The following is a 24,557-nucleotide window of genomic DNA, read 5'->3' as shown; positions in this document are numbered from 1 at the left end:
CATGACCGCCGAGACCGAAAGCGTGCCCGTCAACAGGTTCGCGCTCTTCTCCGAGACCATGCTGGCCGGCATCATCGTGCTGGCGCTCTCCGTTCCCCTGGTCACCGTGCCGGCCGCCTATGCGGCCGGCACCGCCCACCTGGGGCGGCACCTCTCCGGACGGGACGACTCCGTCCGGAGCCTTTGGGGCACGTTCCGGTCAGCCCTGCCCGGGAGCCAGAAACTTGGATTTACGACGGCGGCCGTTGCCGCCGTCGTCATCATCAACCTGCTGCTTGCGGCAGCAGGGCAGCTGCCGGGGAGGGCCGTGGTCCTGCCGGCGACGCTGCTCGTGGCCGCCGCGGCCGCCGTGCTGCTGCTGAGGACGGCATCCCGGTGGCAGTCCGGTGCCTGGGCCGAAGCCGTGGCAGCGGCGCGGACGGAGTCCCTGGCGGACTGGTGCGGTTCGCTGCTCCTGGTGGCGGCACTGGGCCTGGCGGCCGTGTTCGTGTGGATGCTGCCGGCGCTGGTGATCGTGGTGCCGGGCTGCCTCGTGCTCGCCGCGGCGGCCGTCAGGCTGCGCGCAGAAGCCGGGTCAGCCAGCTGACGTGACCTCCCCCATATCCGAAAGGACCTCCGGACAACCGAACCCGGACGGAACGTGGTACCGGCCGCTCGCGCAGCGCAACTACCGCATCTTCGTGGGCATCCAGCTCGCGGGCGGCACCGGTGTCTGGATGCAGCGTCTTGCCCAGGACTGGCTGGTGCTGCAGCTGACCGGAAGCCCGGCCGCGGTGGGCATTGCCGTGGCGCTGCAGTTCCTGCCCCTGCTGGTGGTGGGGCCGCTCGGCGGCGTGGTGGTGGATCTCTTTCCCAAGCGCCGCATCCTTCTTCTTTGCCAGTCCGTCACCGCCCTTCTGGCCGGCGGCCTCGCCGTCTGGGACGCCGGCGGGAGCATCGCCGTCGAAGTGGTGTACGCCAGCTGCCTCCTGCTGGGCATCACCAGCGCCTTTGACGGCCCTGCGCGCCAGGTGTTCGTGAACGAAGTGGTGGGCGACGCCGGTCTTCCGGCGGCAATTGGACTCAACAACGCCATCGGGCAGCTTGGGGCCATGGCCGGGCCCGCCCTGGGCGGGCTCGTGATCGCCAGGGCCGGATCCGCGGCCGCCTTCGCCGCCAATGCCTTGCTCTGCCTGGTGGTGCTGGCCATGATTGCCGCCATCCGGCCCGGTGAGCTCCATCCCGGTTCGCCGGCGGTCCGCGGCCGCGGCCAGGTGCTGGCCGGCTTCCGCTATGTGCGCGACCGCCCGCGGCTGCTCCTCGTCATGCTGCTCGCCGGGCTCCTCGGGGCATTCGGAATGAACGGTCCGGTGGTGCTGGTGGCCTTTGCCAGCTCGGTCTGGCACAGCGGCGCCGCAGGGTTCGGCCTGTTCAACACCCTGTGCGCCGTGGGTGCCCTGGCTGGCGCCCTCCTGGCCTCCCGGCTGCAGCGGTCAGGACGGAAGGGGATCGTGGCCAGCGCCGGGCTCTTCGGACTCGCACAGCTCATCGCCGCCGTCATGCCCAACCCGGAGCTGTTCATGGCGATGCTGGTGGTGGTCGGCTTCGCGACCCTGCTGTTCCTCACCAGCGCCGCCACCGCCGTGCAGCTGGAGGCCGGGGCGGGCGTCCGGGGCCGGGTCATGGCCCTGTACCTGCCGCTCCTGCTGGGCGGCCATGCGCTCGGCGGGCTGCTGGCCGGCTGGCTCACGGAGTGGCTCGGCGTCCGGGCGGGGCTGGTGGTGACCGGCGGGCTGGGGATCCTTTCCGCCGTCGTCATCGCGGGCCTGCTGTGGCTCCACGGCCGCCGCGCGGCTGCTTAATCTAGCGCTGACTCACCAGGGACTCGACGGCGGCCGGCGACAGTTCGCCGTCGCACACCCACACGCTCAGGCTCCGCCGGAGCGATTCCCCGGCTGCCAGCGCCACCGGCCTGTCCCAGGCCAGGGCCGACCCGACGCCGGGGTAGCCGGAGCAGCGGACAAACCACGGATCGGCGGCCTCGGCCGGCGCTTTGAACACGAGCGTCGCCGGCTGCCCCGACCGGATGCCGGGGACTTCGCCGAAGGAGGCGGTCCACGCCAGCCACGGCGCAACGGCACCGTGGACAGCCGGTTCCCCCTCGGCATCGGACGTGAAGATGCGGGCGCCGCTGCACGCCGGAAGGCGCCAGAAGAAGCCGCCGTAGCCGCTGCCCGCGGCGCCGTTCGAGCCCGGGCTCCCCAGCGAAACGTCGACGACGGCGGTCAGCTCGGTTTCCAGGTCCAGGCGCCACACGCGCTCGCCCAGGACCTCGTGGCTGAGGGTCCGCTGTTCGGTCAGCAGGGGCTGTCCGTCCGTTCCGAGCCAACGGAGCTGCCGGGTGTCCGGTTCATCCGGAATGGCGGGGAGCAGTTCGATCCTGCCGTGGTCCTGCCGAGATATGTAGGCGCCGGCGTCGCGCGTGTACGTCTTGCCGCCCCAGAAGTTGGTGCCGTTGACGTCCTGGAGCGCGAAGCCGGCACCCAGGTGCCACGGGTGGTCGGCGGGCACGTGGTCCGTCACCACCGTTCCGCCGGAGGTGGTGACGGGGTGCAGGTAGGGGCGCGGTGACAACGCCGCGTTGAGTCCGGCGCCCGTGCGCAGGACTGCCAGCGGCCTGCCGCCAGCGTTGAACAGGGTCCCGGCCTCGGCGGGATCCGCGGGGCGCGCCCACGGCAGGGCCAGCTCCCTGAAGGTGGCGTGCGCGCTGACGGCCCGCTCCAGGGCGTCCTCAATGCCGGGTATCACAGCATGGGCCGCGTCGCCGTCGCCCTCCCAGAGCAGGTGGGCGGGGCTGACCGGCGCCGGCGGTTCGGCCGTGCGGACCGCCTCGAGCACCAGCATGAACGCGCCCGAGTCATCGAGGGCGCTGGTGAGTTCCGTACCTCTGGCCAGGTGCGCCAGCAGGTTTTCCGTCAGGTCGTCGCGGCCGAACTCCTGCGAGTGCTCCCCGTCCGCGTCGCTGATGTGCAGCCGGTCCTCCGTGTAGTGGAAAACGGCCGTTCCCTCGGAGCCCTGCAGGGTGATGTACGGCTCCACGGGCTCCGACGCGCAGAGCGTCAGGGCGCAGGTAATTGGCAGCCCGGCGGCGGTCCGGATCCTGATGACGGACGTGTCATCGGCCTCGATGTCGTTCGCGCGGTAGAGGTCTGTTTCAACGGAAGCCACGTCCTCCACAGTGCGGGCGCCCGCGATCCGCAGTGCTGTGGCGATGGCGTGTGCCAGGGGATTGGTGGCCACGCCGTCGACCACGTCCACACCGTCCAGGCTCCGCTTGCCGGCCCACCGGGAGCGCTTGTAGTAGGCCCGGTCCCGCACCCAGCGCCCGGTGGCGCCGATTCCCTGCAGGGTCCCGATGGTGCCGTCCTGGAGGAGCTTGTCGATGGCCGCCAGTGCCTGCGATCCGAGGCTCTGGAACCCGATCTGCACGCTGCGGCCGGATGCTTCCGCGGCCTTCTGCAGCTGCCGGAAGTCGGCCAGCGATGCCACCGGAGGTTTCTCCAGGTAGAGGTCTGCGCCGGAGGCCAGGGTGGCCAGTGCCAGCGGCGCATGGGTCTGGATGGGGGTGGCCACGATGACCACGTCGGGGCAGTGGTTGCCGGCCAGGAGGGACTGCAGATCGGGATGGACCGCCGTCGAATCCGGCAACGCGCCCGGGGACGGCGGATTCGGGTCCGCCACGGCCACGAGCTCCACTGCGCCGGCCCGGGTCAGCCGGTCCAGGTTCTTCAGGTGGTGGGCGCCGAAGCCGTGGACGCCGATCAGGGCGATCCGGGCGGGGGTGTCGCGGCGGTGCGGGGTTGGTTGGTTGGGCTGCGTCAGCGCCGTATCCATGGTGCTCCTGTCCGGCGCTGCGGTGCTGCGCGACGCCATCGTCTACCGTTGCCGGGTAGCATGTGCATTCAAAGCAGCAAGCGCTTTCCCGTTTTCGTCTGCTGCCCAGTGTACTCCCTTGCCCGCTGGTATGTAACGTTTCAAAAAATGCTTGACCCTCACGGTGCCGGCGCCCGATCATCAACAGGAACAAATGCGGAAGGAAGACAATGAAGATTTTGCTGGCCGGAGATTCGACCGTGGCCACCTGTCCCACCTACGAGTACCCGATGAGCGGCTGGGGCGCCCACCTTGCGCCCGAGGTCTACTCGTGGGGTGCCGTCCACAACTTCGCCAAGGGCGGGGCAACCACCGAGTCCTTCCGGGAAGAGGGGCTGTGGTACGAACTTCTGCACCAGGCGGTCAGCGGGGACGTGGTGCTCATTCAGTTCGGCCACAACGACCAGAAGCGCGCGCACCTGGCCGCCCGGGGCGGTTATGCGGACAACCTCCGCCGGATGGTGGCTGATGTCAGGGCGAAGGGTGCCACCCCCGTCCTCTGCACCTCGGTGGAAAGGCGGTACTTCCGCAACGGCATCCTGGAGGAGACGCTGGGGGAGTACCCCGCAGTGGTCCGGGACCTGGGCGCCGAGCTCGGCCTCGACGTGGTGGACCTCAACTCCTGGACCCGGGCCCTGTATGCCGAGCTTGGCGAGGAGGGGTCCAAGGACCTGTTCTTCCACTTCGGCCCCGGTGAGCACGCGCACTGGGCAGGCGGCCTGCTGGATGACACCCACTTCCACGAGCGCGGAGCACGCCGGATCGCCGCGTTCGTGGCCACCCGCCTCGAAGTGCTGGGCTTCCGGCCGGAACCGGACCTGCTGGGGGTCCTCTGAACGGGCGCCCTTTTCCGGGTGGGGCCGTCGGTCGGACGCCTCCCGCCAGTGGGCACCGGTCAGTGGGGTGCTTCAGCCCCTGCGGTGCTTTGCCGGACCACCAGCTCGGGGGTGAAGACGACGGCGCGGTGCCGCGCGTGCTGCCCGTCCAGTTCCTCCGTCAGGAGTTCAATGGCCGTCCTGCCGATTGCCTCGGTCGGCTGTCGGATGGAGGAGAGTGGCACGACGGCGGACACGGCGAAGTCGATGTCGTCGTAGCCAATCAGGGCCACGTCATCAGGAATGCGCACGCCGTTCATCATGGTCAGCGACTGCATCACCCCGAGCGCCAGCAGGTCGTTGGCGCAGAAGATGCCGTCCGGCATGTTCCCGGTGCCCCGTTCCACGAGGCTGTTGCCCACGCCGCGTCCGGCGAGCACGGACTGGCCGTCGGAGTCGAGCACCTCCAGCGCTGCGCCGTCCACCTCGGCCACGGCGCGGCGGGCGCCGAGGAGGCGGTCGGAAACCTGGCGGATGGACAGCGGCCCGCCCACGAAGGCCAGCTTCCTGCGCCCGAGATCGAGGAGGTGCCGGGCGGCAAGGTAGCCGCCGGCGTCGTCATCCACAGACACCGAACTGAAGCGGTCCTCGTCAGCCAGCCGGTCCACCAGGACCGTGGGAACGCCGCGCTGCCGCAGGGCTTCCAGCCTGTCGGCCACGTCCCCCACCGGGGAGATCAGCAGGCCCTGGACGCGCTGCTCCTGGAAGAGGTCGATGTAGTGCGATTCCCGGTTCGCGTCGTGGCCGCTGTCGCCCAGCAGCACGGCGCTGCCGTTCACGGCCGCAGCGTCCTCGGCGGCCCGGACCAGCGAGGTGAAGAACGGGTTGCCGACGTCCAGGACCACGACGCCGATGGTCCGGCTGTGCCCTGCGCGAAGCTGCCGGGCGGCATCGTTGCGGACGAAGCCGAGCTCGTCGATCGCCTGCAGCACCCTGTCCTTGGTGCGTTTGGAGACGCGGTCGGGATTGTTAAGGACGTTGGAGACCGTTCCCACCGCAACCTGCGCGTGGTTGGCGACGTCCTTGATGCTGGCTGCCCGCGACATTCTGCTGATCCTCCGAAGATCGATTTGGCTGTCCGGGTGAAAACGCTTGACACCCTTCTTCAACCCAGAGTACTTTGAATCGTACCAATGAAACGATTCAAAGGCGGAGAATATTCAAAGCCGAGCGAATTGGTTTCCGCTTCTTCCGCCGCAACCGAAACGTCCCCAGGAGTACAACATGAGGGTTTGCTTCCGATCCTCCGTCCAGCCGGAGCTGCTGGAGGAGTACCGCCGACGCCACGCTGCTGTCTGGCCGGAGATGCTGACCGCGCTCAAGGACGCGGGCTGGAACAACTACTCGCTGTTCCTGGACGACGACGGGCTGCTGATCGGGTACCTCGAATGCGACGACTTTGACGCCGTGCGGGCCCGGATGGCACTCACGGACGTCAACGCCCGCTGGCAGGCCGAAATGGCCACGCTCTTCCGGGGCAGCGATGTTCCGCCCGACGAGGGCTTCCGGGTCCTCGACGAGGTGTTCAATCTCGACGGGCAGCTGGCCGCGGCCGCCGGCGGCAACGCTGACGCCGCCGCCGAACTCTAGATTTCCCACGTACTGACACTGCCAAACACTGACGAAAGAAAGATCATGAACAACACAGCATCGGCACTGGGCCGGCTTTCGGAGCTTGCGATTGAGGTTCCGTCATGGGCCTACGGCAACTCGGGCACCAGGTTCAAGGTGTTCGGCACCCCCGGTACCCCGCGCACCGTCCAGGAGAAACTGGCGGATGCCGCCAAGGTCCATGAGCTCACCGGCCTGGCGCCCACCGTGGCGCTGCACATCCCGTGGGACAAGGTGGACGATTATGCGGCCCTGAAGGAGTACGCGGCCGGCCTGGGTGTGGGGCTGGGAACGATCAACTCGAACACTTTCCAGGATGACGAGTACAAGTTCGGCTCGCTGACGTCATCGGACGACGCCGTCCGGCGCCGCGCGATCGACCACCACTTCGAGTGCATCGACATCATGCACGCCGCCGGGTCGAAGGACCTGAAGATCTGGCTCGCGGACGGCACGAACTACCCGGGCCAGGATGACATGCGCGGCCGCCAGGACCGGCTGGCCGAATCCCTGCAGGAGATCTACGCCCGCCTGGGCGAGGACCACCGCCTGGTGCTGGAGTACAAGTTCTTCGAGCCGGCTTTCTACCACACGGACGTTCCGGACTGGGGCACCTCGTACGCGCAGACCCTGGCGCTGGGCGAGAAGGCCTTTGTCTGCCTGGACACTGGCCATCATGCCCCCGGCACCAACATCGAGTTCATCGTGATGCAGCTGCTGCGCCTGGGCAAGCTGGGCTCCTTCGACTTCAACTCGCGCTTCTACGCTGATGATGACCTGATCGTGGGCGCGGCGGATCCCTTCCAGCTGTTCCGCATCATGCATGAGGTGATCCGCGGCGGCGGCTTCGGCAAGGACTCCGGGGTGGCGTTGATGCTGGACCAGTGCCACAACCTGGAGGAGAAGATCCCGGGCCAGATCCGCTCGGTGCTGAACGTGCAGGAGATGACCGCCCGTGCGCTGCTCATCGACACCGAGGCGTTGACCGAAGCCCAGCGCGCCGGCGATGTCCTGGCTGCGAATGCCGTGTTCAACGACGCCTTCTACACCGACGTCCGGCCGGTCCTGGCCGAATGGCGTGAATCCCGCGGGCTGCCCGCGGACCCGGTGGCCGCCTACAAGGCCAGCGGCTACCAGAAGAAAATCAACGAGGACCGCGTGGGCGGCCAGCAAGCCGGATGGGGCGCATAAAGCAATGACTATGGAAAACATTGAAGCCACAGGCAATAAGACTGTTGAAGACCTGATTTCCCGGTCCAACCGTCTGGGCGCGGATAAGCGGAACACGAATTTTGCCGGCGGCAACACCTCCGCGAAGGGCTTTGAGAAGGACCCGGTCACGGGCGAGGACGTCCAGCTCCTCTGGGTGAAGGGCTCGGGCGGGGACCTGGGCACGCTGAAGGCCCAGAACCTAGCGGTCCTCCGCCTGGACCGGCTGCAGGCGCTGAGGAACGTTTACCCGGGCGTGGAGCGCGAGGACGAGATGGTCGCGGCGTTCGATTACTGCCTGCACGGTAAGGGCGGCGCCGCCTCCTCCATCGACACCGCCATGCACGGCCTCGTGGACGCGGCACACGTGGATCACCTGCACCCCGACTCGGGCATTGCGATCGCCACCGCTGCCGATGGTGAGGCGCTCACCGCCAAGATCTTCGGCGACAAGGTGGTCTGGGTGCCCTGGCGCCGGCCGGGCTTCCAGCTGGGCCTGGACATCGCCGCGATCAAGGACGCCAACCCGCAGGCCATCGGCACCATCCTGGGCGGGCACGGCATCACCGCCTGGGGCGCCACCAGCGAGGAAGCCGAAGCCAACTCGCTCTGGATCATCGCCGAGGCCGAGAAGTACATCGCCCAGAACGGCAAGGCCGAACCGTTCGGCGGCAAGCTGCCGGGCTACGGCCCGCTCCCGGAGGCCGAACGCAAAGCGAAGGCCGCCGCGCTGGCACCGGTGATCCGCGGCCTGGCCTCGGCGGACAAGCCGCAGGTGGGGCACTTCAGCGATGACCCCGCCGTGCTGGAGTTCCTCGAGGCCGCAGAACACCCCCGCCTGGGCGCGCTGGGCACGTCCTGCCCGGACCACTTCCTGCGCACCAAGGTCAAGCCGCTCATCCTGGATCTGCCCGCGGACGCCTCCATCGAGGACTCCGTGGCCCGGCTGAAGGAACTCCACGCCGAATACCGCGAGGACTACCAGGCCTACTACGACCGCCACGCCGACCAGGACAGCCCGGCCCTGCGCGGTGCCGACCCGGCCATCGTCCTGGTTCCCGGCGTCGGCATGTTCTCCTACGGTGCCAACAAGCAGACTGCCCGCGTGGCCGGGGAGTTCTACCTGAACGCGATCAACGTGATGCGCGGCGCCGAGGCGATCTCCACCTACGCCCCGATCGATGAGGCCGAGAAGTTCCGGATCGAGTACTGGGCCCTGGAGGAAGCCAAGCTGGCCCGGATGCCCAAGCCCAAGTCCCACGCCACCCGCATCGCCCTGGTCACCGGTGCGGCCTCCGGCATCGGCAAGGCCATCGCCACCCGCCTCGCCGCGGAGGGCGCCTGCGTGGTCATCGCGGACCTGAACCTGGAAAACGCCCAGGCCGTCGCCGCCGAACTCGGCGGCCCGGACGTCGCCGTCGGCGTCCAGGCGGACGTCACCAACGAGGCCCAGGTCGCTGCGGCCATCGATGAGGCGGTGCTGGCCTTCGGCGGCGTGGACCTGGTGGTCAACAACGCCGGCCTGTCCATCTCCAAGCCGCTGCTGGAAACCACCGAGAAGGACTGGGACCTGCAGCACAACGTCATGGCCAAGGGTTCCTTCCTGGTGGCCAAGGCCGCCGCGAAGGTCATGATCGAGCAGGGCCTGGGCGGGGACATCATCTACATCTCCTCCAAGAACTCCGTGTTCGCCGGCCCGAACAACATCGCCTACTCCGCCACCAAGGCCGACCAGGCCCACCAGGTCCGCCTGCTCGCGGCGGAACTGGGCGAATACGGCATCCGCGTCAACGGCATCAACCCCGACGGCGTGGTCCGCGGCTCCGGCATCTTCGCCGGCGGCTGGGGCGCCAAGCGCGCCGCCGTCTACGGCGTGGACGAGGAGAAGCTGGGCGAGTACTACGCCCAGCGCACCCTGCTCAAGCGCGAGGTCCTGCCGGAGCACGTCGCCAACGCCGCGGCCGTGCTCACCAGCAACGAACTCTCGCACACCACCGGCCTGCACATTCCGGTCGACGCCGGCGTCGCGGCAGCATTCCTGCGGTGAGCACGGCGGCAGTTACCGGTGTCGACGGCGGCGTGTTCGCCGCCGTCGACATCGGCGCCTCCTCGGGGCGCGTCATCCTGGGGCGGATCAGCACCGACGGCGGTCCCGCGCGGGCCACGCTCGACGTCGTGCACCGTTTCCCCAACGCCGTGGTGCAGTCCGACGGCGGCCTCCGCTGGGGCTTCGACGCCCTCTTCGCCGAGGTGCTCACCGGCCTCGCTGCCGCCGGCAAGGCGGCAGCCGAGCGGGGGGAAACGATCACCAGCATCGGCATCGACACCTGGGCGGTGGACTACGGTCTGGTCACCAAGGACGGCGAACTCACCGCGCAGCCGTACAGCTACCGGGACGAACGCAGCCGCGCCGCCGTCGCCCGGGTGCACGGGAGGCTGGATCCGGCACGGCTCTACGCCACTACGGGGCTGCAGTTCCTGCAGTTCAACACGCTCTACCAGCTCGCCGCAGAACCGGATCTGGACGGGCTGCAGGCCCTGCTGATCCCGGACCTCATCGCGTTCCTGCTCACCGGGCAGCGCCGCACCGAGGCCACCAACGCCTCCACCACCGGGCTGTTCGACGCCGTCGCGGGGGAGTGGGCCAGCGAGCTGTTCGGACCCCTGGGCCTGCCCAGGGACCTGTTCCCGCCGCTGATCCAGCCCGGCGAAACCCTGGGAACCCTGCTGCCCGGAATCGCCCAGCAGACCGCGCTGCCCCAGGACACCAAGGTGGTGGCCGTAGGCTCGCACGACACCGCGTCCGCCGTCGCCGCCGTTCCCGCGGAGCAGAAGAATTTCGCCTACATATCCTCCGGCACCTGGTCCCTCGTGGGGCTGGAACTGCACCACCCGGTGCTCACCGAAGCCAGCCGCGCGGCGAACTTCACCAACGAGCGCGGTGTGGACGGCACCACCCGGTACCTGCGCAACGTCGGCGGCCTCTGGCTGCTCAGCGAATGCCAGCGCACCTGGGCCGACGAAGGCTACCGGCCGGCGATCGGGGAACTCCTCGACGCAGCCGCGGGGCTCCCGCCCGGCGGGCCGAGGATCAACCCCGACGATCCGGCGTTCATCGCCCCGGACAACATGCCCGACCGGATCCGCGCAGCAGCCCGCAACACCGGCGCCGTCCTTCCGGCCGAGCCGGCAGCGGTCGTCCGCTGCATCCTGGACAGCCTCGCCGCCGGGTATGCGCGCACCATCGCCGACGCCGAACGCCTCGCCGGTGTTGCCGTGGGCGTGGTGCACATTGTCGGCGGCGGCTCGCAGAACGGGCTGCTGTGCCAGCTCACGGCACAGGCCACCGGCAAGCCCGTCATCGCCGGCCCGGTCGAGGCCACGGCCCTTGGCAACGTGCTGGTCCAGGCCCGCGCCGCAGGTGTGGCCACCGGCGGTTTGCCGGAACTTCGCAGGATCGTGGTAGCAGGAACGAGCCTGCACCGCTACGAGCCCCTCGACCTCATCTCCAACGCGGCCAGGAACTAAACACCCTGCACCGTTTCTTGAAACGTATCAAAACTAGGCATGCCGAACGTGGCTGCCCGGCGCCAACGGCGTCGCCAGAGAAAGATTCAGAATGACCAACACCCCACAGATCGGCGGCTGGAAAGCCACTGTCGCTGTGTCCATGTCCAACTACATCGAAGCGGGATCCTCATCGCCCTGGCGACGAGCCTGACGCTGTGGCAGGAGTATTTCGGCTTCAGCAACCTGGTTGTCGGGCTGATCGCCGCCCTCAGCGCCAACGCCTTCGGTGCCGCCGTCGGCGCGATGATCGGCGGACCACTGGGCGACCGCTACGGCCGCAAGTTCATCTACACCTACGACCTCATCCTGTACATGATCGGCACAGCCCTGGTGATTTTTGCCGTGACCCCCTGGATGCTCATAGTTGGCGTGATCCTCACCGGGATCGCGGTGGGAGCAGGCGTGCCAGTCGCGTGGACCTACATCGCGGAGGAGGCACCCTCTGAACAGCGGGCACGGCACGTGGGCACCGCCCAGTTTGCGTGGTCGCTCGCACCGGCACTGGTCTTCCTCCTTGCCGCCGTCGTGGTTCCGCTGGGGCTGCTGGGCAGCCGTCTGGTCTTCGCGCACCTGTTCGTCATTGCTTTCATCACCTGGTGGATCCGCCGCCGGCTTTCCGAGTCCCACACCTGGAAGAAGTCGAACGAAGCGCGGCTGCTGGAGGAGGCATCCGGCGTCAAGCGCCGCAACTACCGCGAGTTGCTGACCAACGCCACCAACCTGAAGGCCCTCCTGTTCCTCGTGGGCGTCTACGCACTCTGGAACCTGGTTGCCGGGCAAATGGGCATCTTCATGCCGCGGGTCTACGAGTCATCCGGGGTTGAATCGTCCGCCGAGCAGAACCTGCTCCAGGTGCTGCTCTGGACGCTTACCGTCCTGGCGACCTACTTCGGCTTCATGAAGTACGGGGACCGCATTGACCGCCGCCTGCTGTACGGGATCGGCGCCGTGCTGGGCCTTGCCGCCTGGGTCCTGCTGGTCTTTGTCCACGTCACGATGCCGGTATTGATCCTCTTCGCGGCACTCTGGGGCATTTCGGCCGGCATTGGTGCCCAGGCCTTCTACGCCCTGTGGGCAGCCGAAATGTTCGCCACCCGCTACAGGGCCAGCGCACAGGGTGTGCTCTTCTTCGTGGCCCGCATCGTGGTCGGCCTGCTGAGCTACTGGTTCCCGACGCTGCTGGCCGAGCGCGGCGTGCCCTTTGTCGGAGCCATCATGATTGGGGCTTTGGTGGCAGCCATGCTCATCGGGGTTATCTGGGCACCTGATACCCAGGGCAAGAGTCTGGAGCAGATCGAGCAGGAACGCTACGGCGAGCCTGCCAAGCAGCCGGTGGAGCAAACCACGGCATAACCGTGGCCCGATCCTGAGGCCCTGCCTACCCCAGCAACTGCCGGATAGGCAGGGCCTCTGGCTGCCGCGAAGTCCGAATGTGACGTGCGCCGATTTGGCGATCCATCAGCGCGGGCTTATGGTCGTTCCCATGACTAACCGTTGGTATGCGTATTTTTCGTTGGCTCTGGAGGGGCCCGCGTCTAACTGACACGCATCCAACTTTCCTTCAGAGCCAACAGGGCAGAGATCACTCTCTGCCCTTCGCCATTTCTACGGCGGGTTCTGATCAGGGGCCCGCTCCCACCCGGAACAGGACCCCCGAAAATGAGCGCAACAGCCACCGAAACCCAGCAGTCGACGTCGAAACGCCAGTCGACGTCGAACCTGAGGGTCAGCGAGATCACCGCCCTGCCCACGCCGCAGGAGATGATCGCGGAACTGCCGCTGGACGCAAAGGCGGCCGATGTCGTCGAACGCGGCCGCGACGAAGTCCGGGCCATCATGGACGGCGTGGACGACCGGCTGCTGGTGATCGTCGGTCCGTGCTCCATCCATGACCCCAAGGCCGGCCTGGAATACGCCCACCGGCTGGTCAGCCAGGCCGAGAAGCACAAGGAAGACCTGCTGATCGTCATGCGGACCTACTTCGAGAAGCCGCGCACCACCGTGGGCTGGAAGGGCCTCATCAACGATCCGCACCTTGACGGCAGCCATGACATCGCGACGGGACTTCGGGCCGCCCGCCAGTTCCTGCAGCAGGTCACCTCGCTGGGCCTGCCCACGGCCACGGAGTTCCTGGAACCCATCAGCCCGCAGTACATGGCAGACCTCGTCTCCTGGGGAGCCATCGGCGCGCGGACTACGGAAAGCCAGATCCACCGGCAGCTCGCCTCCGGCCTCTCCATGCCCATCGGCTTCAAGAACGGAACCGACGGCGACCTCCAGGTGGCGGTCGACGCCTGCAGCGCCGCCGCCGCAGCCCAGGCCTTCCTCGGCATCGACGGCGACGGCCGGGCCGCGCTGGTGTCCACCGCGGGCAACCCCGACACCCACGTGATCCTCCGCGGCGGCCGGAAGGGCCCCAACTACTCCGCCGCCGACGTCGAGGCGGCCTCCGCCAAGCTCGCCGCCAAGAACCTCAACCCGCGGCTGATCGTGGACGCCAGCCACGCCAACAGCGGCAAGAGCCACCACCGCCAGGCCGAGGTGGCGCTCGAGATCGGCGCGCAACTCGAGGACGCGGGAACGGCCGCAGGAGCGATCGCCGGCGTCATGCTGGAGAGCTTCCTGGTGGGCGGCGCGCAGAACCTCGACGTGGCCGAACACGCCGCCGGACACTCGGACCTGGTCTACGGCCAGAGCGTGACAGATGCCTGCATGGAGTGGGATGTGACGGCGTCCGTCCTCGAACAGTTGGCGGCGTCGTCGCGGAAACGGCGGGCTTTCACAATGGCCACGTGAGCATCTAGAGTAACTAGAACACGGTTGTTCGATGGCTCAGCATCGGCGCACACCGCAGAAAGACCGGCGTCGTTGCTGAGAGCAAAGGAATATGGGTAATGTCCGCAGAGTCGAACTTCTCGAACGCCAAGTTCTTGACCGTGGCCGAGGTGGCTGAGGTTATGCGTGTCTCCAAAATGACCGTGTACCGCCTTGTCCATTCGGGGGAGATGCCAGCCGTCAGGTTCGGCCGCTCCTACCGCGTCCCGGAGACCGCCGTCGAACAGTACCTCAAGGGTGCTGTCGTGGACGGTCATACGGGCACCGCCTAACTGGGACCCGACTGACCGCACCGATCCCGTGGTTGCTGCAGCCGCCTTGGGGGCCGCTGCACGCCGCGGGGCTGTGCTGGTCAGGGGGTGCTCCAGATAAGCGGTACCCTGTTAAGGAACGTTTTACGTCATTGTAAGAATCTGTCAGTTGTCAGTCTGTTGCTCAGTCCACGGACCTTCTCCATCAGACAGGTACTGCATCTAGTTTGTAAGGAACTTTCGTGGGTTCAGTTATTAAGAAGCGTCGCAAGCGTATGGCCAAGAAGAAGCACCGCAAGTTGCTTCGTAAGACCCGCCACCAGCGCCGCAACAAGAAGTAGAGCTCGCTCTACGCGTCAATGCCCGTCCCCTTTCGAGGGTGCGGGCATTTTTGCGTTCCCGCGACACACAAACCGCCCCGCGACACGCATAATGCCTGACGCGCCGGTAATTCGCGGTGCGTCAGGAAATTTGCGCGTCGAAGGGGAAAATCAGCGTCAGGCGCGGGGGCCGCGGAAGCGCGTGTAGCCCCGCCAGAGGCCGTAGACCGCGCCTCCTGCTGTGGCTGCTTTAAGGCCCAGAGTGGCTGCCCGGCGTCCGGCCCGGAAGTCGTAGACCGGCCAGTTGCGTTCGCGGGCGTGCTTGCGCAGGCGGGCGTCCGGATTGATCGCCACGGGGTGGCCCACCATGGTCAGCAGCGGGATGTCGTTGTAGGAGTCGCTGTAGGCCCAGCAGCGCTTCAGGTCCAGTCCGTGGTTGTCCGCGATGCCCTGGACCGCCACAGCTTTGGCGGCGCCGTGCAGGATGTCCCCGACGAGCCTGCCCGTGTAGAAGCCGTCCTTGGTTTCGCCCACCGTGCCGAGGGCGCCGGTGAGCCCCAACCGTGTGGAAATCACCGTGGCCACCTCGATCGGCGTCGCGGTGACCAGCCACACCTTCCGGCCGACGCGCAGGTGCTGCTCGGCCAGGGCCTTCGCGCCGGGCCAGATCCGGGAGGCGATCATCTCGTCATAGACTTCTTCGCCCAGCGCCTTGATGTCCTCCTCCGTGATGCCGGCGGCGAGCCTCAGCGCGGAATCCCGGACGGCGTGGACGTCATTGAGGTTCTCGCCCCGGAGCACGAACTTGAGCTGCTGCCATGCCATGCCCGCCGCCTGCGCAAGCGTGAAGGCGCCGCGCTGGTGCATTTTCCTGGCCACGTGGAACAGGCTGGCGCCGCGCATGAGGGTGTTGTCGACGTCGAAGAAGGCTGCCTCGCCGTGTTGCTGCTTCGCAACCGGACGGTGGGCCACAGCGACGTACTTCTCCTCGGGCATGCCACTGAGTCTAGTCAATGCAGTACGCCGCACCTGACGGCAGCCGCGTCGCTCCGCGACGGGAACGGGGATACGGTTGAAGCATGGCAAACCCCGACGTCGTTCTCCTCACCAAAGCTGACTGCCACCTGTGCGCCGCGGCGCGCGACGCCGTCGGGCGGGTGACTGCCGGGCTGGGACTTTCGTGGTCGGAGCGGCAGCTGGACGCCGATGACGAGCTGCGCGACCGCTACGCCGAGGAGATCCCGGTGGTGCTGGTGGACGGCATCCAGCGTGACTTCTGGAAGATCGACGAGGCGCGCCTGGAGCGCCTCCTGCGCCGAGCCATGGCGGGGGATTAGCCAATTTCGAACAATGGCATTGGCTTTGTTGGCATAACTGATGGGGATTTAGAGTGGACTCACAACGCGACGCAACGGAGCAGACAGTGACTTCGCTCGATTCACCACCCCAGGCCCTGCCCGGGCCCGCCGGGGCTGCCGGAAAGCAGATCCCGCCGGCGGCCGTGGCCCGGCTGACGATCTACTTGCGCGCCCTGAACTCCCTGCTGGCCGAAGGCACCGAGCGGGTCTCCTCCGAATCACTGGCTGAGCTTTCCGGAGTCAGCTCATCAACCCTCCGCAAGGACCTGTCCCATGTGGGCTCCTATGGCACCCGGGGCGTGGGCTATGAGGTGCAGTACCTGAGCCGCCACATCGCCGCCGCACTCGGCCTGACACATGACTGGAAAGTCGCGATCGTCGGTGCCGGTAACCTGGGCAAGGCGCTGGCCCGCTATGGCGGCTTCGAATCCAGGGGCTTTGATGTGGTTGCCATCTTCGACGCCGACCAGATGGTGGTGGGCAACGAGGTGGGCTGGCTAAGGGTCAGCGACGTTGCGGACCTGGAGACGGTCCTGGAACGGACCGGCACCAACATGGTGGTGCTGGCACTGCCGGCCGCCGTGGCACAGAGCATCTGCGACCGGGTGGTTAACGCGGGCGTGCGGAGCATCCTCAGCTTTGCGCCGGTGATGCTCCAGGTGCCCGACGGCGTGACGCTGAGGAAGGTGGACATGGCCACCGAGCTGCAGATCCTGGCGTACCACGCGCAACGGGCGCAGACCCCCGGCCAGCCGGAGTAGCTCCGGCCTTTCAGGAATCCGCGCCCGTTGGGGTAGCGGCTTGTTGCTCGCGGTGCCTGGCGGGTTGCCCGCAGCCGGCAGCGTTCGCTTAGCTAGCGCCCGTACGGGCCGCCTGGCTGCGAGTACGGGTTGGCGAACGGCTGCGGCTTCTGGAAGTACGGTGCCGCTCCGGGCAGGTAAAGCATGATGATCGCGGCGATGCCGAGTACGCCCACCAGGGTGTTCAGGCCCAGCGGGAAGAGGCTGAACACGGAAAGCGCTGCAAAGACGGTGCCCAGGATGCGGGCCCAGTTCTTGCCCTTTCGGACGTTGAAGGCCACCAGCGCGTAGAGGCCGGCGCCGATCAGGGCAAAGACCACCATAGTTCCGATGATGAAGCCCTTGATGTCCTCGAACGCGATGTCCTGGCCGCTACCGCGCAGCTGCTCCTCGAACGTGCTCCGCATGGCCGGGTCATCTAGGGTGGGGATCGTGACCAGGAGGTTCAGGAGCGACAGCACGCCCGCGGCGATGATCAGCCAGAAGGAATAGTTCACGAGCTGCGGAACCCCGGCGCCGGTTGCTGCCTGGGCCTGCTCGGACGGGTACTGCCCGTAAGGGGACTGGCCATAAGGGCTCTGGCCGTAAGGGGACTGCCCAAACTGAGACTGTCCGTACTGGGGCGGGTTCTGCCCGTACTGCGACTGCCCGTATTGTGGTGCGCCGCCCTGTCCGGCCTGCCCGTATTGCGGCGGGTTCTGGCCGTACTGCGGAGCGCCTTGTCCGGCTTGCCCGCCCTGCCCGTACTGCGGCTGTCCGTACTGCGGTGCGTTCTGCCCTAACTGCGGCGCGTTCTCGCCGTACTGTGGTGCGGGTGGCGTTCCCTGGCCGTACTGCGGGGTGCTCTGCCCGAACTGGGGAGTGCCCTGCTCGTGCTGGGGCGCGTCCTGACCGTAGCGGGGCTGCCCGTCTGGCTGACGACCGTTGTCCGGCTCGTCGGAGCCGGGGTCATTGGAGTGCGGGACTGGAGGATTGCTCATGAGCGGTCCTTTGTGTAGTGACGTCTGAATCGGCTACCGGTTCAGACGCCTGCCCTCCCCAGCATGGTTCACTTCCCACCGTACCCCTCAGCGGGTGTGCGGTGGATCATTCCGGAGAGGTATTCCAAAGACGCGCTAACCTGCGGAAACGCTGCGCTGCAGGGCATTGTTCGGCCCGAAAATCGGTGGCCCCGCGGGGCGCGGATCAGAGGCGGCCGCGTGCCGCAACGAACCAGGCCTGCGAGTTGGGCACCCACATCAGCGCCGTGGCGACCATACTGACCAGGAAGCCCAGCCAGTTCCCGTCCTGGCCCGCTGGGAAACTGGAGCTGATGATGGCCAGCAGCAGCGACACCCCGGCCACGATGGTCAGGGCCAGTCGCGCCCACTCTTTGGCTTCCTTTAGCTTCAGGGCCAGGACAATTTCCGCCGCTGCCACAGCCAACGCCACGAGGACGAGCAGGAACACGAGGACAGCCACGCCGGGAACGATCGCGAAGAGCACCAGCGCACCAAAGAGGCCGATCACACCGCCAAGCAGCCCCAGCAGGCCGCCGATCACCCAGATCCAGTAAGACACCTTGAGCTCTGTGGGCAGCCCCGTCACGTCGAAGAGGCCGGAGAAGCCCCCGCGCGGCATGATCTCGCCAAAGTTCCGTGGCCGGTCCGCCGGCAGCTCGAAGGCGAACCGGCCACCGCCGGCGGGCGGCTGCTGGCCCGGGAAGTGTTGGCCCGGCGTCGGCTTGCCCGGCTGGGCCGCCTGACCCGGCTGGCTCGGGGACGGCTGGCCCGGCTGGGCCGCCTGACCCGGCTGGCCCGGCTCACCCGGGGATGGCTGGCCCGGGGTCGGACGTCCCGGTTCCTGGCCGGGGAACTGCGGTTCCGGCGTCGGACCATCGCTGCCGGACGGCGGCACGGCCCCGGGATCACGGGGCTCCGGTTCATCGCTGGGGGTGCTCATGGCACTCACTTTAAACCCGGGATTCTGCCAATTCCAGAAGGCCTGAACGCCAAACGCCCCGCCTGCGGAGAGTCCGCGGACGGGGCGTTTGGGTTCCAGCAATCGTGGCTGCTGGACCTGCATGAAACCTAGGCTGCAGGTGCGATGAAGGCCAGTTCAAGGTTGATGGCAACCTTGTCGCTGACCAGGACGCCGCCGGCTTCCAGCACGGCGTTCCAGGTCAGGCCGAAGTCCTTGCGGCTGATGGTGGTCTCGGCGGAAACACCGGCGCGGGTGTTGCCGAAGGGGTCCACTGCAACGCCGTTGAATTCCGTCTCGAGGGAGACGGGGCGGGTGACACCCTTGATGGTCAGGTCGCCCTGGAGTTCGTAGCTGTCACCGTTGGCAAAAAGGCTGTTGGAGACGAAGGAGATCTCCGGGAACTTTTCGACGTCGAAGAAGTCTTCGCCGCGGACGTGGCCGTCGCGGTTGGCGTCGCCGGAATCGAAGCTGGCGGTCTGGATGGTGGCCTCGACCTTGGTAGCCGTGACGTCGTCGGCGAGGTTCAGGGTGGCGGCGGCGTCCTTGAACTGGCCGCGAACCTTGCTGATGCCGGCGTGGCGGACGGTGAAGGCGATCTCGCTGTGGGAGTTGTCGAGGGTCCAGATGCCGCGGGTGAGCTCGGTGGAAAGTGCCATGGTGGTGCTCCTTGTATCAGTGGTCGGACGGGTGATCGTTGAAACGTTTATTGAAGTCTCAACTAACTGCTGCATCCAGTATAAACATGCATTTGCATCTTTTATTCCACCCGCCGGGAACTTTCTGAAAAATCTTTGAGTTCTACTTGTTGTAGAAGATTTCGTCATTACCCCTGCCCTTTGAGAAACTGGTAGACATGCCCCAAGCCACTGTCCATTTGCTCCGCCACGGCGAGGTCCACAACCCCGAAGGTGTCCTGTACGGCAGGCTGCCTGAATTCCACCTCTCCGAACTTGGCCGGCAGATGGCGCAGACGCTCGCCGAGCACTTCCGCGAACGCGTCTCCCAGGGCGCCAACATCGTGTACCTGGTGGCGTCGCCGCTCACCCGTGCCCAGGAAACCGCGCAGCCCACCTCGGAAGCGCTTGGGCTGGACATCCACACCGACAGCCGCATCATCGAGGCGGAAAACTACTTCGAAGGGCTGAAGGTCACCAAGGCAGAGCTGCGCAAACCCAAGCACTGGCCGCATCTGATCAACCCCTTCCGGCCGTCCTGGGGCGAGCCCTATAAGCTGCAGGCGGCACGCGTCACCGAGGCCGTCCAGGAAGCCCGCGCCAAGGCCATCGAACTGGGCGGCGACGGTGCCGAGGCGATCCTGGTCTGCCACCAGCTTCCAATCTGGGCCACCCGGCTCAGCGCAGAGGGCAAGCCGCTGTGGCACGATCCGCGGAAACGCGAATGCACCCTGACCTCCCTCACCTCCCTGGTTTTCGGCGACGACGGCGCCCTGCTGCGCGTGGAGTACAGCGAACCCGCCGCCGCCCTTCTTCCCGGTGCCTCGAGCACCCCCGGAGCCTAGTTATGACTGAAACACCCAAAAGTTCCCGCCGCAGCGTCCTCGCCGCCGGCGGCCTGGCCCTCACGGCGATCACGCTGGGCCTGTCAGCCTGTGCCCAGGAGGATGCCCTGGCCAAGCAGGCCAAAGCCGGGGATAACAAGAACTACGTGGCCGGCGACGGCTCGGTGACCGAGTTCGCCGCAGCGGAGCGCAAGTCCGGCATCCAGATCCAGGGCACCCTGTTTGACGGCACCGCCGTGGCGCCCAAGGACTTCCTGGGCAAGGTCACCGTGCTGAACTTCTGGTTCGCCGCCTGCGCGCCCTGCCGGGTGGAGGCGCCGTCCCTCGAAGCCCTGCACCAGGAGTTCAAGAGCAAGGGCGTTCAGTTCTTCGGTGTGAACCTGCGCGATGAGAAGGCCACCGCTGACGCCTTCGACAAGACCTTCGGCCTCACCTACCCGAGCTTCGACGACAAGGACGGCAGCGTGCTGCTGGCCGTTTCCGGCCTGGTGCCCCCGGGCGCCGTCCCCACGACGCTCGTGGTGGACAAGCAGGGCCGAGTGGCGTCGCGCGTGCTGGGGGAGATCGAGAAGGGCACGCTCAAAGCTCTCATCCAGTCTGCCGTGGCAGAGTAACCTCCCGTGAACAGCCCCTTCGCCGAAGCCATCCTGAACGGTTCCCTCCTGCTCGCCATCCCCGTGGCGCTGCTGGCCGGACTCGTGTCCTTCCTCTCGCCGTGTGTGCTCCCGCTGGTGCCCGGATACCTGGGCTACGTCACGGGGCTCACAGGCGTTGACCTGCAGAAGCAGAAGCGCGGCCGCATGCTGGCGGGCATCGGCCTGTTCGTGCTCGGCTTCTCGGTGATCTTCGTGCTGCTCGGCGGCGCGTTCGGGCAGTTGGGTTCCCTGATCTCCGGCGGGCAGAACGCCTGGATCACGCAGGTCCTGGGTGTCCTGGTGATCCTGATGGGCGTGGTGTTCATGGGCGGCTTCTCCTGGTTCCAGCGCGACGCCAAGATCCATGCGAAACCGCCGGCAGGCCTCTGGGGCGCGCCGCTGCTGGGAATCACGTTCGGCCTCGGCTGGGCACCCTGCATCGGCCCCACCTACTCCGCCGTCCAGCTCCTGAGCCTCTCCGGCGGTTCCTCCGCCGCGAAGGGCGCGTTCCTGGCCTTCGTCTATAGCCTTGGGCTGGGCATCCCGTTCCTGCTGATCGCCCTGGCGGTCCGTCGCGGCGCGGGCGTGATGTCCTTCTTCCGCAAGCACCGGCTGGCCATCCAGCGCACCGGCGGCGGGGTCCTGATTGCCCTGGGCATCCTGATGGCCACGGGTCTGTGGGGAACCTGGGTCACCGAATTGCAGTACTGGTTCCAAACCGATGTGAAGTTGCCGATCTGATGAGCGAGCGTGTGAAGTCAACCGAGAAATCCCCGGCCGAGGACGTCCCGCAGCCCGGGCCTGCCAACAAGGACGCTGCGCCCAAGGACGCCGTGAAGGCTGCCAAGGCCGGGGCTGCCGTTCCGTCCCTCGGCTTCGTGGGCATGCTCCGCTGGGCCTGGACGCAGCTGACCAGCATGCGCACCGCGCTGTTCCTCCTGCTGCTGCTGGCGGTGGCCGCGGTGCCCGGATCCCTGTTCCCGCAGCGCCCCGCCAACCCGTCCGTGGTCACCCAGTACATCAAGGACCACCCGGACTACGGCCAGCTGCTGGACTCACTGCAGCTGTACGACGTCTACTCCTCGGCCTGGTTCTCGGCCATCTACATCCTGCTGTTCATCTCGCTGATCGGCTGCGTGGTGCCCCGCGCCATCGCCCACTACAAGGCCATGCGCTCGCAGCCGCCGCGCACCCCGAAGCGACTGTCCCGCCTGCCCGAGTACGGCACCCTGGTGGTGCCCGCGGACGCCGGCATCCCGGCGTCGGACGCCATTGAAGACGCAGCGGCGCTGCTGAAGCAACGCGGGTACCGCGTTGAGGTAAGGCACGACGACGGCGCGCGGCCAACTTTGGGGGCCGAGCGCGGCTTCCTGAAGGAAGTGGGAAACCTCGTCTTCCACACCTCTCTGATCGGCGTGCTGGTGTCCGTGGCCGTCGGCGGGCTGTTCGGGTACAGCGGCCAGCGGATCCTGGTGGAGGGTGACACGTTCGTGAACACGCTGGTGGGCTACGACCAGTTCACGCCCGGCACCAACTTCGAGAGCAGCCAGCTCCAGCCCTACTCGATCCAGCTGGACAAGTTCCAGGCCACGTTCGACCGCGAATCCCAGGGCAAGTTCGGCCAGCCCATCGACTTCACGGCGGATGTGACCACCAAGGAAAACCCCGGGGCGCCGGCCAAGAAGGAAGTCCTCAAGGTCAACGACCCCGTCACGCTCGGCGGCACCAGCATCTACCTGACGGGCAATGGCTACGCCCCGGTGATCACGGTCCGCGACGGCAACGGCAACGTCGCCATGCAGGGCCCCGTGGTGGCCAAGCTGCAGGGCGAGAACTACTACTCCTCCGTGGTGATCAAGGTCCCCGACGCCAAGCCAGACCAGTTGGGCTTCGTGGGATTCTTCCTCCCCACGGCCTTCGTGACCGAGCAGGGCATCTCCTTCAGCGGCGACCCGGACCTCATCAACCCGCAGCTGAGCCTGAACTCGTACTACGGCGACCTGGGCCTGGACAAGGGTTCCCCGCAGAACGTCTTTGAGCTCGACGTCAAAAACCTCAAGGAACTCAACGGCCGGAACCTCAAGGCGGGCGGCATCACGCTGGCTCCGGGCAACACGTACACGCTGCCCGAAGGCAAGGGTTCCATCACGTTCGAGGGTGTGAAGAAGTACGTGGGCGTGGACATCCACCACAATCCCGGGCAGCTGTCCGCCCTCATCTTCGCGCTGCTTGCCGTGGCCGGCCTCATCGTCTCCCTCTACGTGAACCGCCGCCGCGTCTGGATCCGCACCGGTACCCACGAGGACGGCAGGACCATGGTGGAGTACGGCCTCCTGGCCCGTGGCGAGGACCACCGGCTGGCCGGCGAAGCCGCAACGCTGCGCGGCCTCCTGGCGCGCAAGTGGAACCTGGACGCCGACAACACCGAAACTGCACCTTCCAACTCCTCACCAGCAGGCTCGCCTGAGCCGAAGAAGGACCAGTAATGTTTCCCATCAACGAGACCATGGGCCAGTACAGCGAGCTCTTCATGCTGCTGGCGGCCGGCACCTACACCGTCGCCTTCATCGCGTTCGCGTGGGATCTGGCCAGGAGCAGCAAGACCCTGAAGTCGGTTGACCTCAAGGCCGCAGCTGCAGGCGCGTCTGCAGATACTTCCGCCAAGGTTCCGGTGGCGGCGGGCGCGTCCGCAGGAGCAGCCACGCCGCGGCCCGCGGACAGGGGTGAGGGCCGGCTGTCCGGACCGGCAGACCGTGCCGAGCGGCCGTCGTCGTACGCCTCCTCCGCGAACGGTGCCGGGCAGACCGCCGACGACAGCATGCGCTACGGCGAACGCCGCGCACCGGCGCGCGTGGCCGTGGCACTGACCGTCCTGGGCGCCGCGATCCACGCGGCCGCCGTGCTGACCCGTGCGGTGGGCGCCGGCCGTGTGCCGTGGGGCAACATGTACGAGTTCCTCACCACCGGCGCTTTCGTGGCCGTCGCCGTGTTCCTCGTGGTGCTGGTCCGCCGCGACCTGCGCTTCCTCGGCACCTTCGTGGTGGGCCTGGTCATCATCATGCTGGTGGCCGCGTCCGTGGCGTTCTGGACGCCCGTCGGCCACCTGGTGCCCGCGCTGCAGAGCTACTGGCTGATCATCCACGTGTCCATCGCCGTGCTGTCCTCGGCGCTGTTCACCCTGACCTTCGCAATGTCCGCGCTGCAGCTGGTCCAGTCGCACCGGCAGAAGACCATCGCGGCCGGGGGCGCGGACAAGCTGGGCTTCATGCGCCTGGTGCCCTCCGCGCTGAGCCTCGAGAACCTGTCCTACCGCATCAACGCGATCGCCTTCATCGGCTGGACCTTCACCCTCATGTTTGGTGCGATTTGGGCGGAGAAGGCCTGGGGCCGTTTCTGGGGCTGGGACACCAAGGAAGTATGGACCTTCGTGATCTGGGTGGTCTACGCCGGCTACCTGCACGCCCGCGCCACCCGTGGCTGGACGGGCACCCGCGCCGCCTGGCTGTCGATCGTGGGCTACCTGTGCGTGGTCTTCAACTTCACCATCGTGAACCAGTTCTTCAACGGCCTGCACTCGTACTCGGGGCTGTAGGGGGTTTCGGCGCTTCTGCGGAGGCCCGCTTTAACTGCGTGGGCGCCGCCGATTTACCAAAAAGGGCCGCTTGGGCTCACGGATTTACGTAAAAGGGCTTCGTCGGCT

At 67.2% G+C, this 24,557-nt stretch carries 24 protein-coding genes; 18 read left to right on the top strand and 6 right to left on the bottom strand.

From position 1 onward, the window contains the following. Position 1 precedes the first annotated feature (1 nt). Entirely contained in the window at positions 2–586 is a 585-nt protein-coding gene (locus QF036_RS21090) for a Poxvirus protein I5 (protein WP_307105023.1), read from the top strand. Position 587: 1 nt separating this feature from the next. Beyond that, positions 588–1,841, top strand: a complete 1,254-nt coding sequence (locus QF036_RS21085) for an MFS transporter (protein WP_307105020.1) — start codon at positions 588–590, stop codon at positions 1,839–1,841. Between the two features lies 1 nt (position 1,842). On the opposite strand, the gene QF036_RS21080 is transcribed toward QF036_RS21085, so the two are convergent. After that, a complete protein-coding gene (locus QF036_RS21080) occupies positions 1,843–3,873 on the bottom strand; it encodes a DUF6807 family protein (protein WP_307105018.1) in 2,031 nt (676 codons plus the stop codon). A gap of 209 nt (positions 3,874–4,082) precedes the next feature. Between QF036_RS21080 and QF036_RS21075 the strand changes: the two genes are divergently transcribed. Continuing rightward, a complete protein-coding gene (locus QF036_RS21075; protein WP_307105016.1) occupies positions 4,083–4,748 on the top strand; it encodes a rhamnogalacturonan acetylesterase in 666 nt (221 codons plus the stop codon). A 59-nt stretch (positions 4,749–4,807) separates the two neighbouring features. On the opposite strand, the gene QF036_RS21070 is transcribed toward QF036_RS21075, so the two are convergent. Next, on the bottom strand, positions 4,808–5,833 hold the full coding sequence (locus QF036_RS21070) for a LacI family DNA-binding transcriptional regulator (RefSeq protein ID WP_307105013.1): 1,026 nt from the start codon (positions 5,831–5,833) through the stop codon (positions 4,808–4,810). A 178-nt stretch (positions 5,834–6,011) separates the two neighbouring features. Between QF036_RS21070 and QF036_RS21065 the strand changes: the two genes are divergently transcribed. From QF036_RS21065 to QF036_RS21030, 8 genes are all read left to right on the top strand, one after another. Further along, positions 6,012–6,377, top strand: a complete 366-nt coding sequence (locus tag QF036_RS21065) for an L-rhamnose mutarotase (protein WP_307105011.1) — start codon at positions 6,012–6,014, stop codon at positions 6,375–6,377. 45 nt (positions 6,378–6,422) lie between these two features. Continuing rightward, positions 6,423–7,589: an L-rhamnose isomerase gene (gene rhaI / locus QF036_RS21060; RefSeq protein WP_307105009.1), complete on the top strand. Its 1,167-nt coding sequence runs from the start codon at positions 6,423–6,425 to the stop codon at positions 7,587–7,589. A gap of 10 nt (positions 7,590–7,599) precedes the next feature. Beyond that, positions 7,600–9,654 carry a bifunctional aldolase/short-chain dehydrogenase gene (locus QF036_RS21055; protein ID WP_307105007.1) on the top strand — a complete coding sequence of 685 codons (2,055 nt, stop codon included), beginning with the start codon at positions 7,600–7,602 and terminating at the stop codon, positions 9,652–9,654. After that, positions 9,651–11,135 carry a rhamnulokinase gene (locus QF036_RS21050; protein ID WP_307105005.1) on the top strand — a complete coding sequence of 495 codons (1,485 nt, stop codon included), beginning with the start codon at positions 9,651–9,653 and terminating at the stop codon, positions 11,133–11,135. The genes QF036_RS21055 and QF036_RS21050 overlap by 4 nt, the downstream gene beginning before the upstream one ends. Positions 11,136–11,174: 39 nt before the next feature. Continuing rightward, on the top strand, positions 11,175–12,530 hold the full coding sequence (locus tag QF036_RS21045) for an MFS transporter (protein ID WP_307105003.1): 1,356 nt from the start codon (positions 11,175–11,177) through the stop codon (positions 12,528–12,530). A gap of 306 nt (positions 12,531–12,836) precedes the next feature. Beyond that, positions 12,837–13,973 (top strand): 3-deoxy-7-phosphoheptulonate synthase, encoded by a 1,137-nt coding sequence (locus tag QF036_RS21040; RefSeq protein WP_307105001.1) that lies wholly within the window; start codon positions 12,837–12,839, stop codon positions 13,971–13,973. Positions 13,974–14,071: 98 nt separating this feature from the next. Continuing rightward, the gene (locus tag QF036_RS21035) at positions 14,072–14,284 is read left to right on the top strand and encodes a helix-turn-helix domain-containing protein (protein WP_003797758.1); all 213 of its coding nucleotides are present in this window, start codon (positions 14,072–14,074) and stop codon (positions 14,282–14,284) included. Positions 14,285–14,505: 221 nt separating this feature from the next. Beyond that, the gene (locus QF036_RS21030) at positions 14,506–14,604 is read left to right on the top strand and encodes a 30S ribosomal protein bS22 (protein WP_003792170.1); all 99 of its coding nucleotides are present in this window, start codon (positions 14,506–14,508) and stop codon (positions 14,602–14,604) included. Positions 14,605–14,760: 156 nt separating this feature from the next. On the opposite strand, the gene QF036_RS21025 is transcribed toward QF036_RS21030, so the two are convergent. Next, positions 14,761–15,579 (bottom strand): HAD family hydrolase, encoded by an 819-nt coding sequence (locus QF036_RS21025; protein WP_307105000.1) that lies wholly within the window; start codon positions 15,577–15,579, stop codon positions 14,761–14,763. Between the two features lie 83 nt (positions 15,580–15,662). Here QF036_RS21025 and QF036_RS21020 point away from each other — a divergent pair, with 83 nt between their 5' ends. Both QF036_RS21020 and QF036_RS21015 read left to right on the top strand, forming a co-directional pair. Then, the gene (locus tag QF036_RS21020; RefSeq protein ID WP_307104997.1) at positions 15,663–15,920 is read left to right on the top strand and encodes a glutaredoxin family protein; all 258 of its coding nucleotides are present in this window, start codon (positions 15,663–15,665) and stop codon (positions 15,918–15,920) included. Between the two features lie 86 nt (positions 15,921–16,006). After that, a complete protein-coding gene (locus QF036_RS21015) occupies positions 16,007–16,702 on the top strand; it encodes a redox-sensing transcriptional repressor Rex (protein WP_307104995.1) in 696 nt (231 codons plus the stop codon). Between the two features lie 92 nt (positions 16,703–16,794). Here QF036_RS21015 and QF036_RS21010 read toward each other — a convergent pair whose 3' ends face one another. From QF036_RS21010 to QF036_RS21000, 3 genes are all read right to left on the bottom strand, one after another. Then, the gene (locus QF036_RS21010) at positions 16,795–17,721 is read right to left on the bottom strand and encodes a hypothetical protein (protein WP_307104993.1); all 927 of its coding nucleotides are present in this window, start codon (positions 17,719–17,721) and stop codon (positions 16,795–16,797) included. Between the two features lie 205 nt (positions 17,722–17,926). After that, positions 17,927–18,682, bottom strand: a complete 756-nt coding sequence (locus QF036_RS21005) for a hypothetical protein (protein ID WP_307104991.1) — start codon at positions 18,680–18,682, stop codon at positions 17,927–17,929. A 128-nt stretch (positions 18,683–18,810) separates the two neighbouring features. After that, a complete protein-coding gene (locus QF036_RS21000) occupies positions 18,811–19,359 on the bottom strand; it encodes a YceI family protein (RefSeq protein ID WP_307104987.1) in 549 nt (182 codons plus the stop codon). Positions 19,360–19,556: 197 nt separating this feature from the next. Between QF036_RS21000 and QF036_RS20995 the strand changes: the two genes are divergently transcribed. From QF036_RS20995 to ccsB, 5 genes are read left to right on the top strand one after another with little or no spacing between them, the layout of a single operon-like run. Next, positions 19,557–20,222: a histidine phosphatase family protein gene (locus QF036_RS20995; protein ID WP_307104985.1), complete on the top strand. Its 666-nt coding sequence runs from the start codon at positions 19,557–19,559 to the stop codon at positions 20,220–20,222. A gap of 2 nt (positions 20,223–20,224) precedes the next feature. Continuing rightward, positions 20,225–20,836, top strand: a complete 612-nt coding sequence (locus QF036_RS20990; protein WP_307104983.1) for a TlpA family protein disulfide reductase — start codon at positions 20,225–20,227, stop codon at positions 20,834–20,836. A 6-nt stretch (positions 20,837–20,842) separates the two neighbouring features. Further along, entirely contained in the window at positions 20,843–21,598 is a 756-nt protein-coding gene (locus QF036_RS20985; protein WP_003797737.1) for a cytochrome c biogenesis CcdA family protein, read from the top strand. Next, positions 21,598–23,343 carry a cytochrome c biogenesis protein ResB gene (gene resB, locus QF036_RS20980; RefSeq protein ID WP_307104981.1) on the top strand — a complete coding sequence of 582 codons (1,746 nt, stop codon included), beginning with the start codon at positions 21,598–21,600 and terminating at the stop codon, positions 23,341–23,343. Before QF036_RS20985 ends, resB begins: the two co-directional genes overlap by 1 nt. Beyond that, the gene (ccsB, locus tag QF036_RS20975; RefSeq protein WP_307104980.1) at positions 23,343–24,449 is read left to right on the top strand and encodes a c-type cytochrome biogenesis protein CcsB; all 1,107 of its coding nucleotides are present in this window, start codon (positions 23,343–23,345) and stop codon (positions 24,447–24,449) included. Before resB ends, ccsB begins: the two co-directional genes overlap by 1 nt. Positions 24,450–24,557: the final 108 nt, after the last annotated feature.

This window comes from Arthrobacter globiformis, from assembly GCF_030817195.1.
GTDB classification, from domain to species: domain Bacteria; phylum Actinomycetota; class Actinomycetes; order Actinomycetales; family Micrococcaceae; genus Arthrobacter; species Arthrobacter globiformis_D.
The sequence above is the reverse complement of the archived record's forward strand: the minus strand, read 5'-3'. Positions and strand labels throughout refer to the sequence as shown.

What these genes read in the sequence shown, in the direction of transcription:
- QF036_RS21025 (WP_307105000.1), bottom strand. Translation starts at nt 15,579, where the DNA reads ATGCCCGAGGAGAAGTACGTCGCTGTGGCCCACCGTCCGGTTGCGAAG.
- rhaI (WP_307105009.1), top strand. Translation starts at nt 6,423, where the DNA reads ATGAACAACACAGCATCGGCACTGGGCCGGCTTTCGGAGCTTGCGATT.
- QF036_RS21005 (WP_307104991.1), bottom strand. Translation starts at nt 18,682, where the DNA reads ATGAGCACCCCCAGCGATGAACCGGAGCCCCGTGATCCCGGGGCCGTG.
- ccsB (WP_307104980.1), top strand. Translation starts at nt 23,343, where the DNA reads ATGTTTCCCATCAACGAGACCATGGGCCAGTACAGCGAGCTCTTCATG.
- QF036_RS21020 (WP_307104997.1), top strand. Translation starts at nt 15,663, where the DNA reads ATGGCAAACCCCGACGTCGTTCTCCTCACCAAAGCTGACTGCCACCTG.
- QF036_RS21055 (WP_307105007.1), top strand. Translation starts at nt 7,600, where the DNA reads ATGGAAAACATTGAAGCCACAGGCAATAAGACTGTTGAAGACCTGATT.
- resB (WP_307104981.1), top strand. Translation starts at nt 21,598, where the DNA reads ATGAGCGAGCGTGTGAAGTCAACCGAGAAATCCCCGGCCGAGGACGTC.
- QF036_RS21070 (WP_307105013.1), bottom strand. Translation starts at nt 5,833, where the DNA reads ATGTCGCGGGCAGCCAGCATCAAGGACGTCGCCAACCACGCGCAGGTT.
- QF036_RS21035 (WP_003797758.1), top strand. Translation starts at nt 14,072, where the DNA reads ATGTCCGCAGAGTCGAACTTCTCGAACGCCAAGTTCTTGACCGTGGCC.
- QF036_RS21090 (WP_307105023.1), top strand. Translation starts at nt 2, where the DNA reads ATGACCGCCGAGACCGAAAGCGTGCCCGTCAACAGGTTCGCGCTCTTC.
- QF036_RS20995 (WP_307104985.1), top strand. Translation starts at nt 19,557, where the DNA reads ATGCCCCAAGCCACTGTCCATTTGCTCCGCCACGGCGAGGTCCACAAC.
- QF036_RS21065 (WP_307105011.1), top strand. Translation starts at nt 6,012, where the DNA reads ATGAGGGTTTGCTTCCGATCCTCCGTCCAGCCGGAGCTGCTGGAGGAG.
- QF036_RS21010 (WP_307104993.1), bottom strand. Translation starts at nt 17,721, where the DNA reads ATGAGCAATCCTCCAGTCCCGCACTCCAATGACCCCGGCTCCGACGAG.
- QF036_RS21045 (WP_307105003.1), top strand. Translation starts at nt 11,175, where the DNA reads ATGCCGAACGTGGCTGCCCGGCGCCAACGGCGTCGCCAGAGAAAGATT.
- QF036_RS21000 (WP_307104987.1), bottom strand. Translation starts at nt 19,359, where the DNA reads ATGGCACTTTCCACCGAGCTCACCCGCGGCATCTGGACCCTCGACAAC.
- QF036_RS21040 (WP_307105001.1), top strand. Translation starts at nt 12,837, where the DNA reads ATGAGCGCAACAGCCACCGAAACCCAGCAGTCGACGTCGAAACGCCAG.
- QF036_RS21080 (WP_307105018.1), bottom strand. Translation starts at nt 3,873, where the DNA reads ATGGATACGGCGCTGACGCAGCCCAACCAACCAACCCCGCACCGCCGC.
- QF036_RS21075 (WP_307105016.1), top strand. Translation starts at nt 4,083, where the DNA reads ATGAAGATTTTGCTGGCCGGAGATTCGACCGTGGCCACCTGTCCCACC.
- QF036_RS20990 (WP_307104983.1), top strand. Translation starts at nt 20,225, where the DNA reads ATGACTGAAACACCCAAAAGTTCCCGCCGCAGCGTCCTCGCCGCCGGC.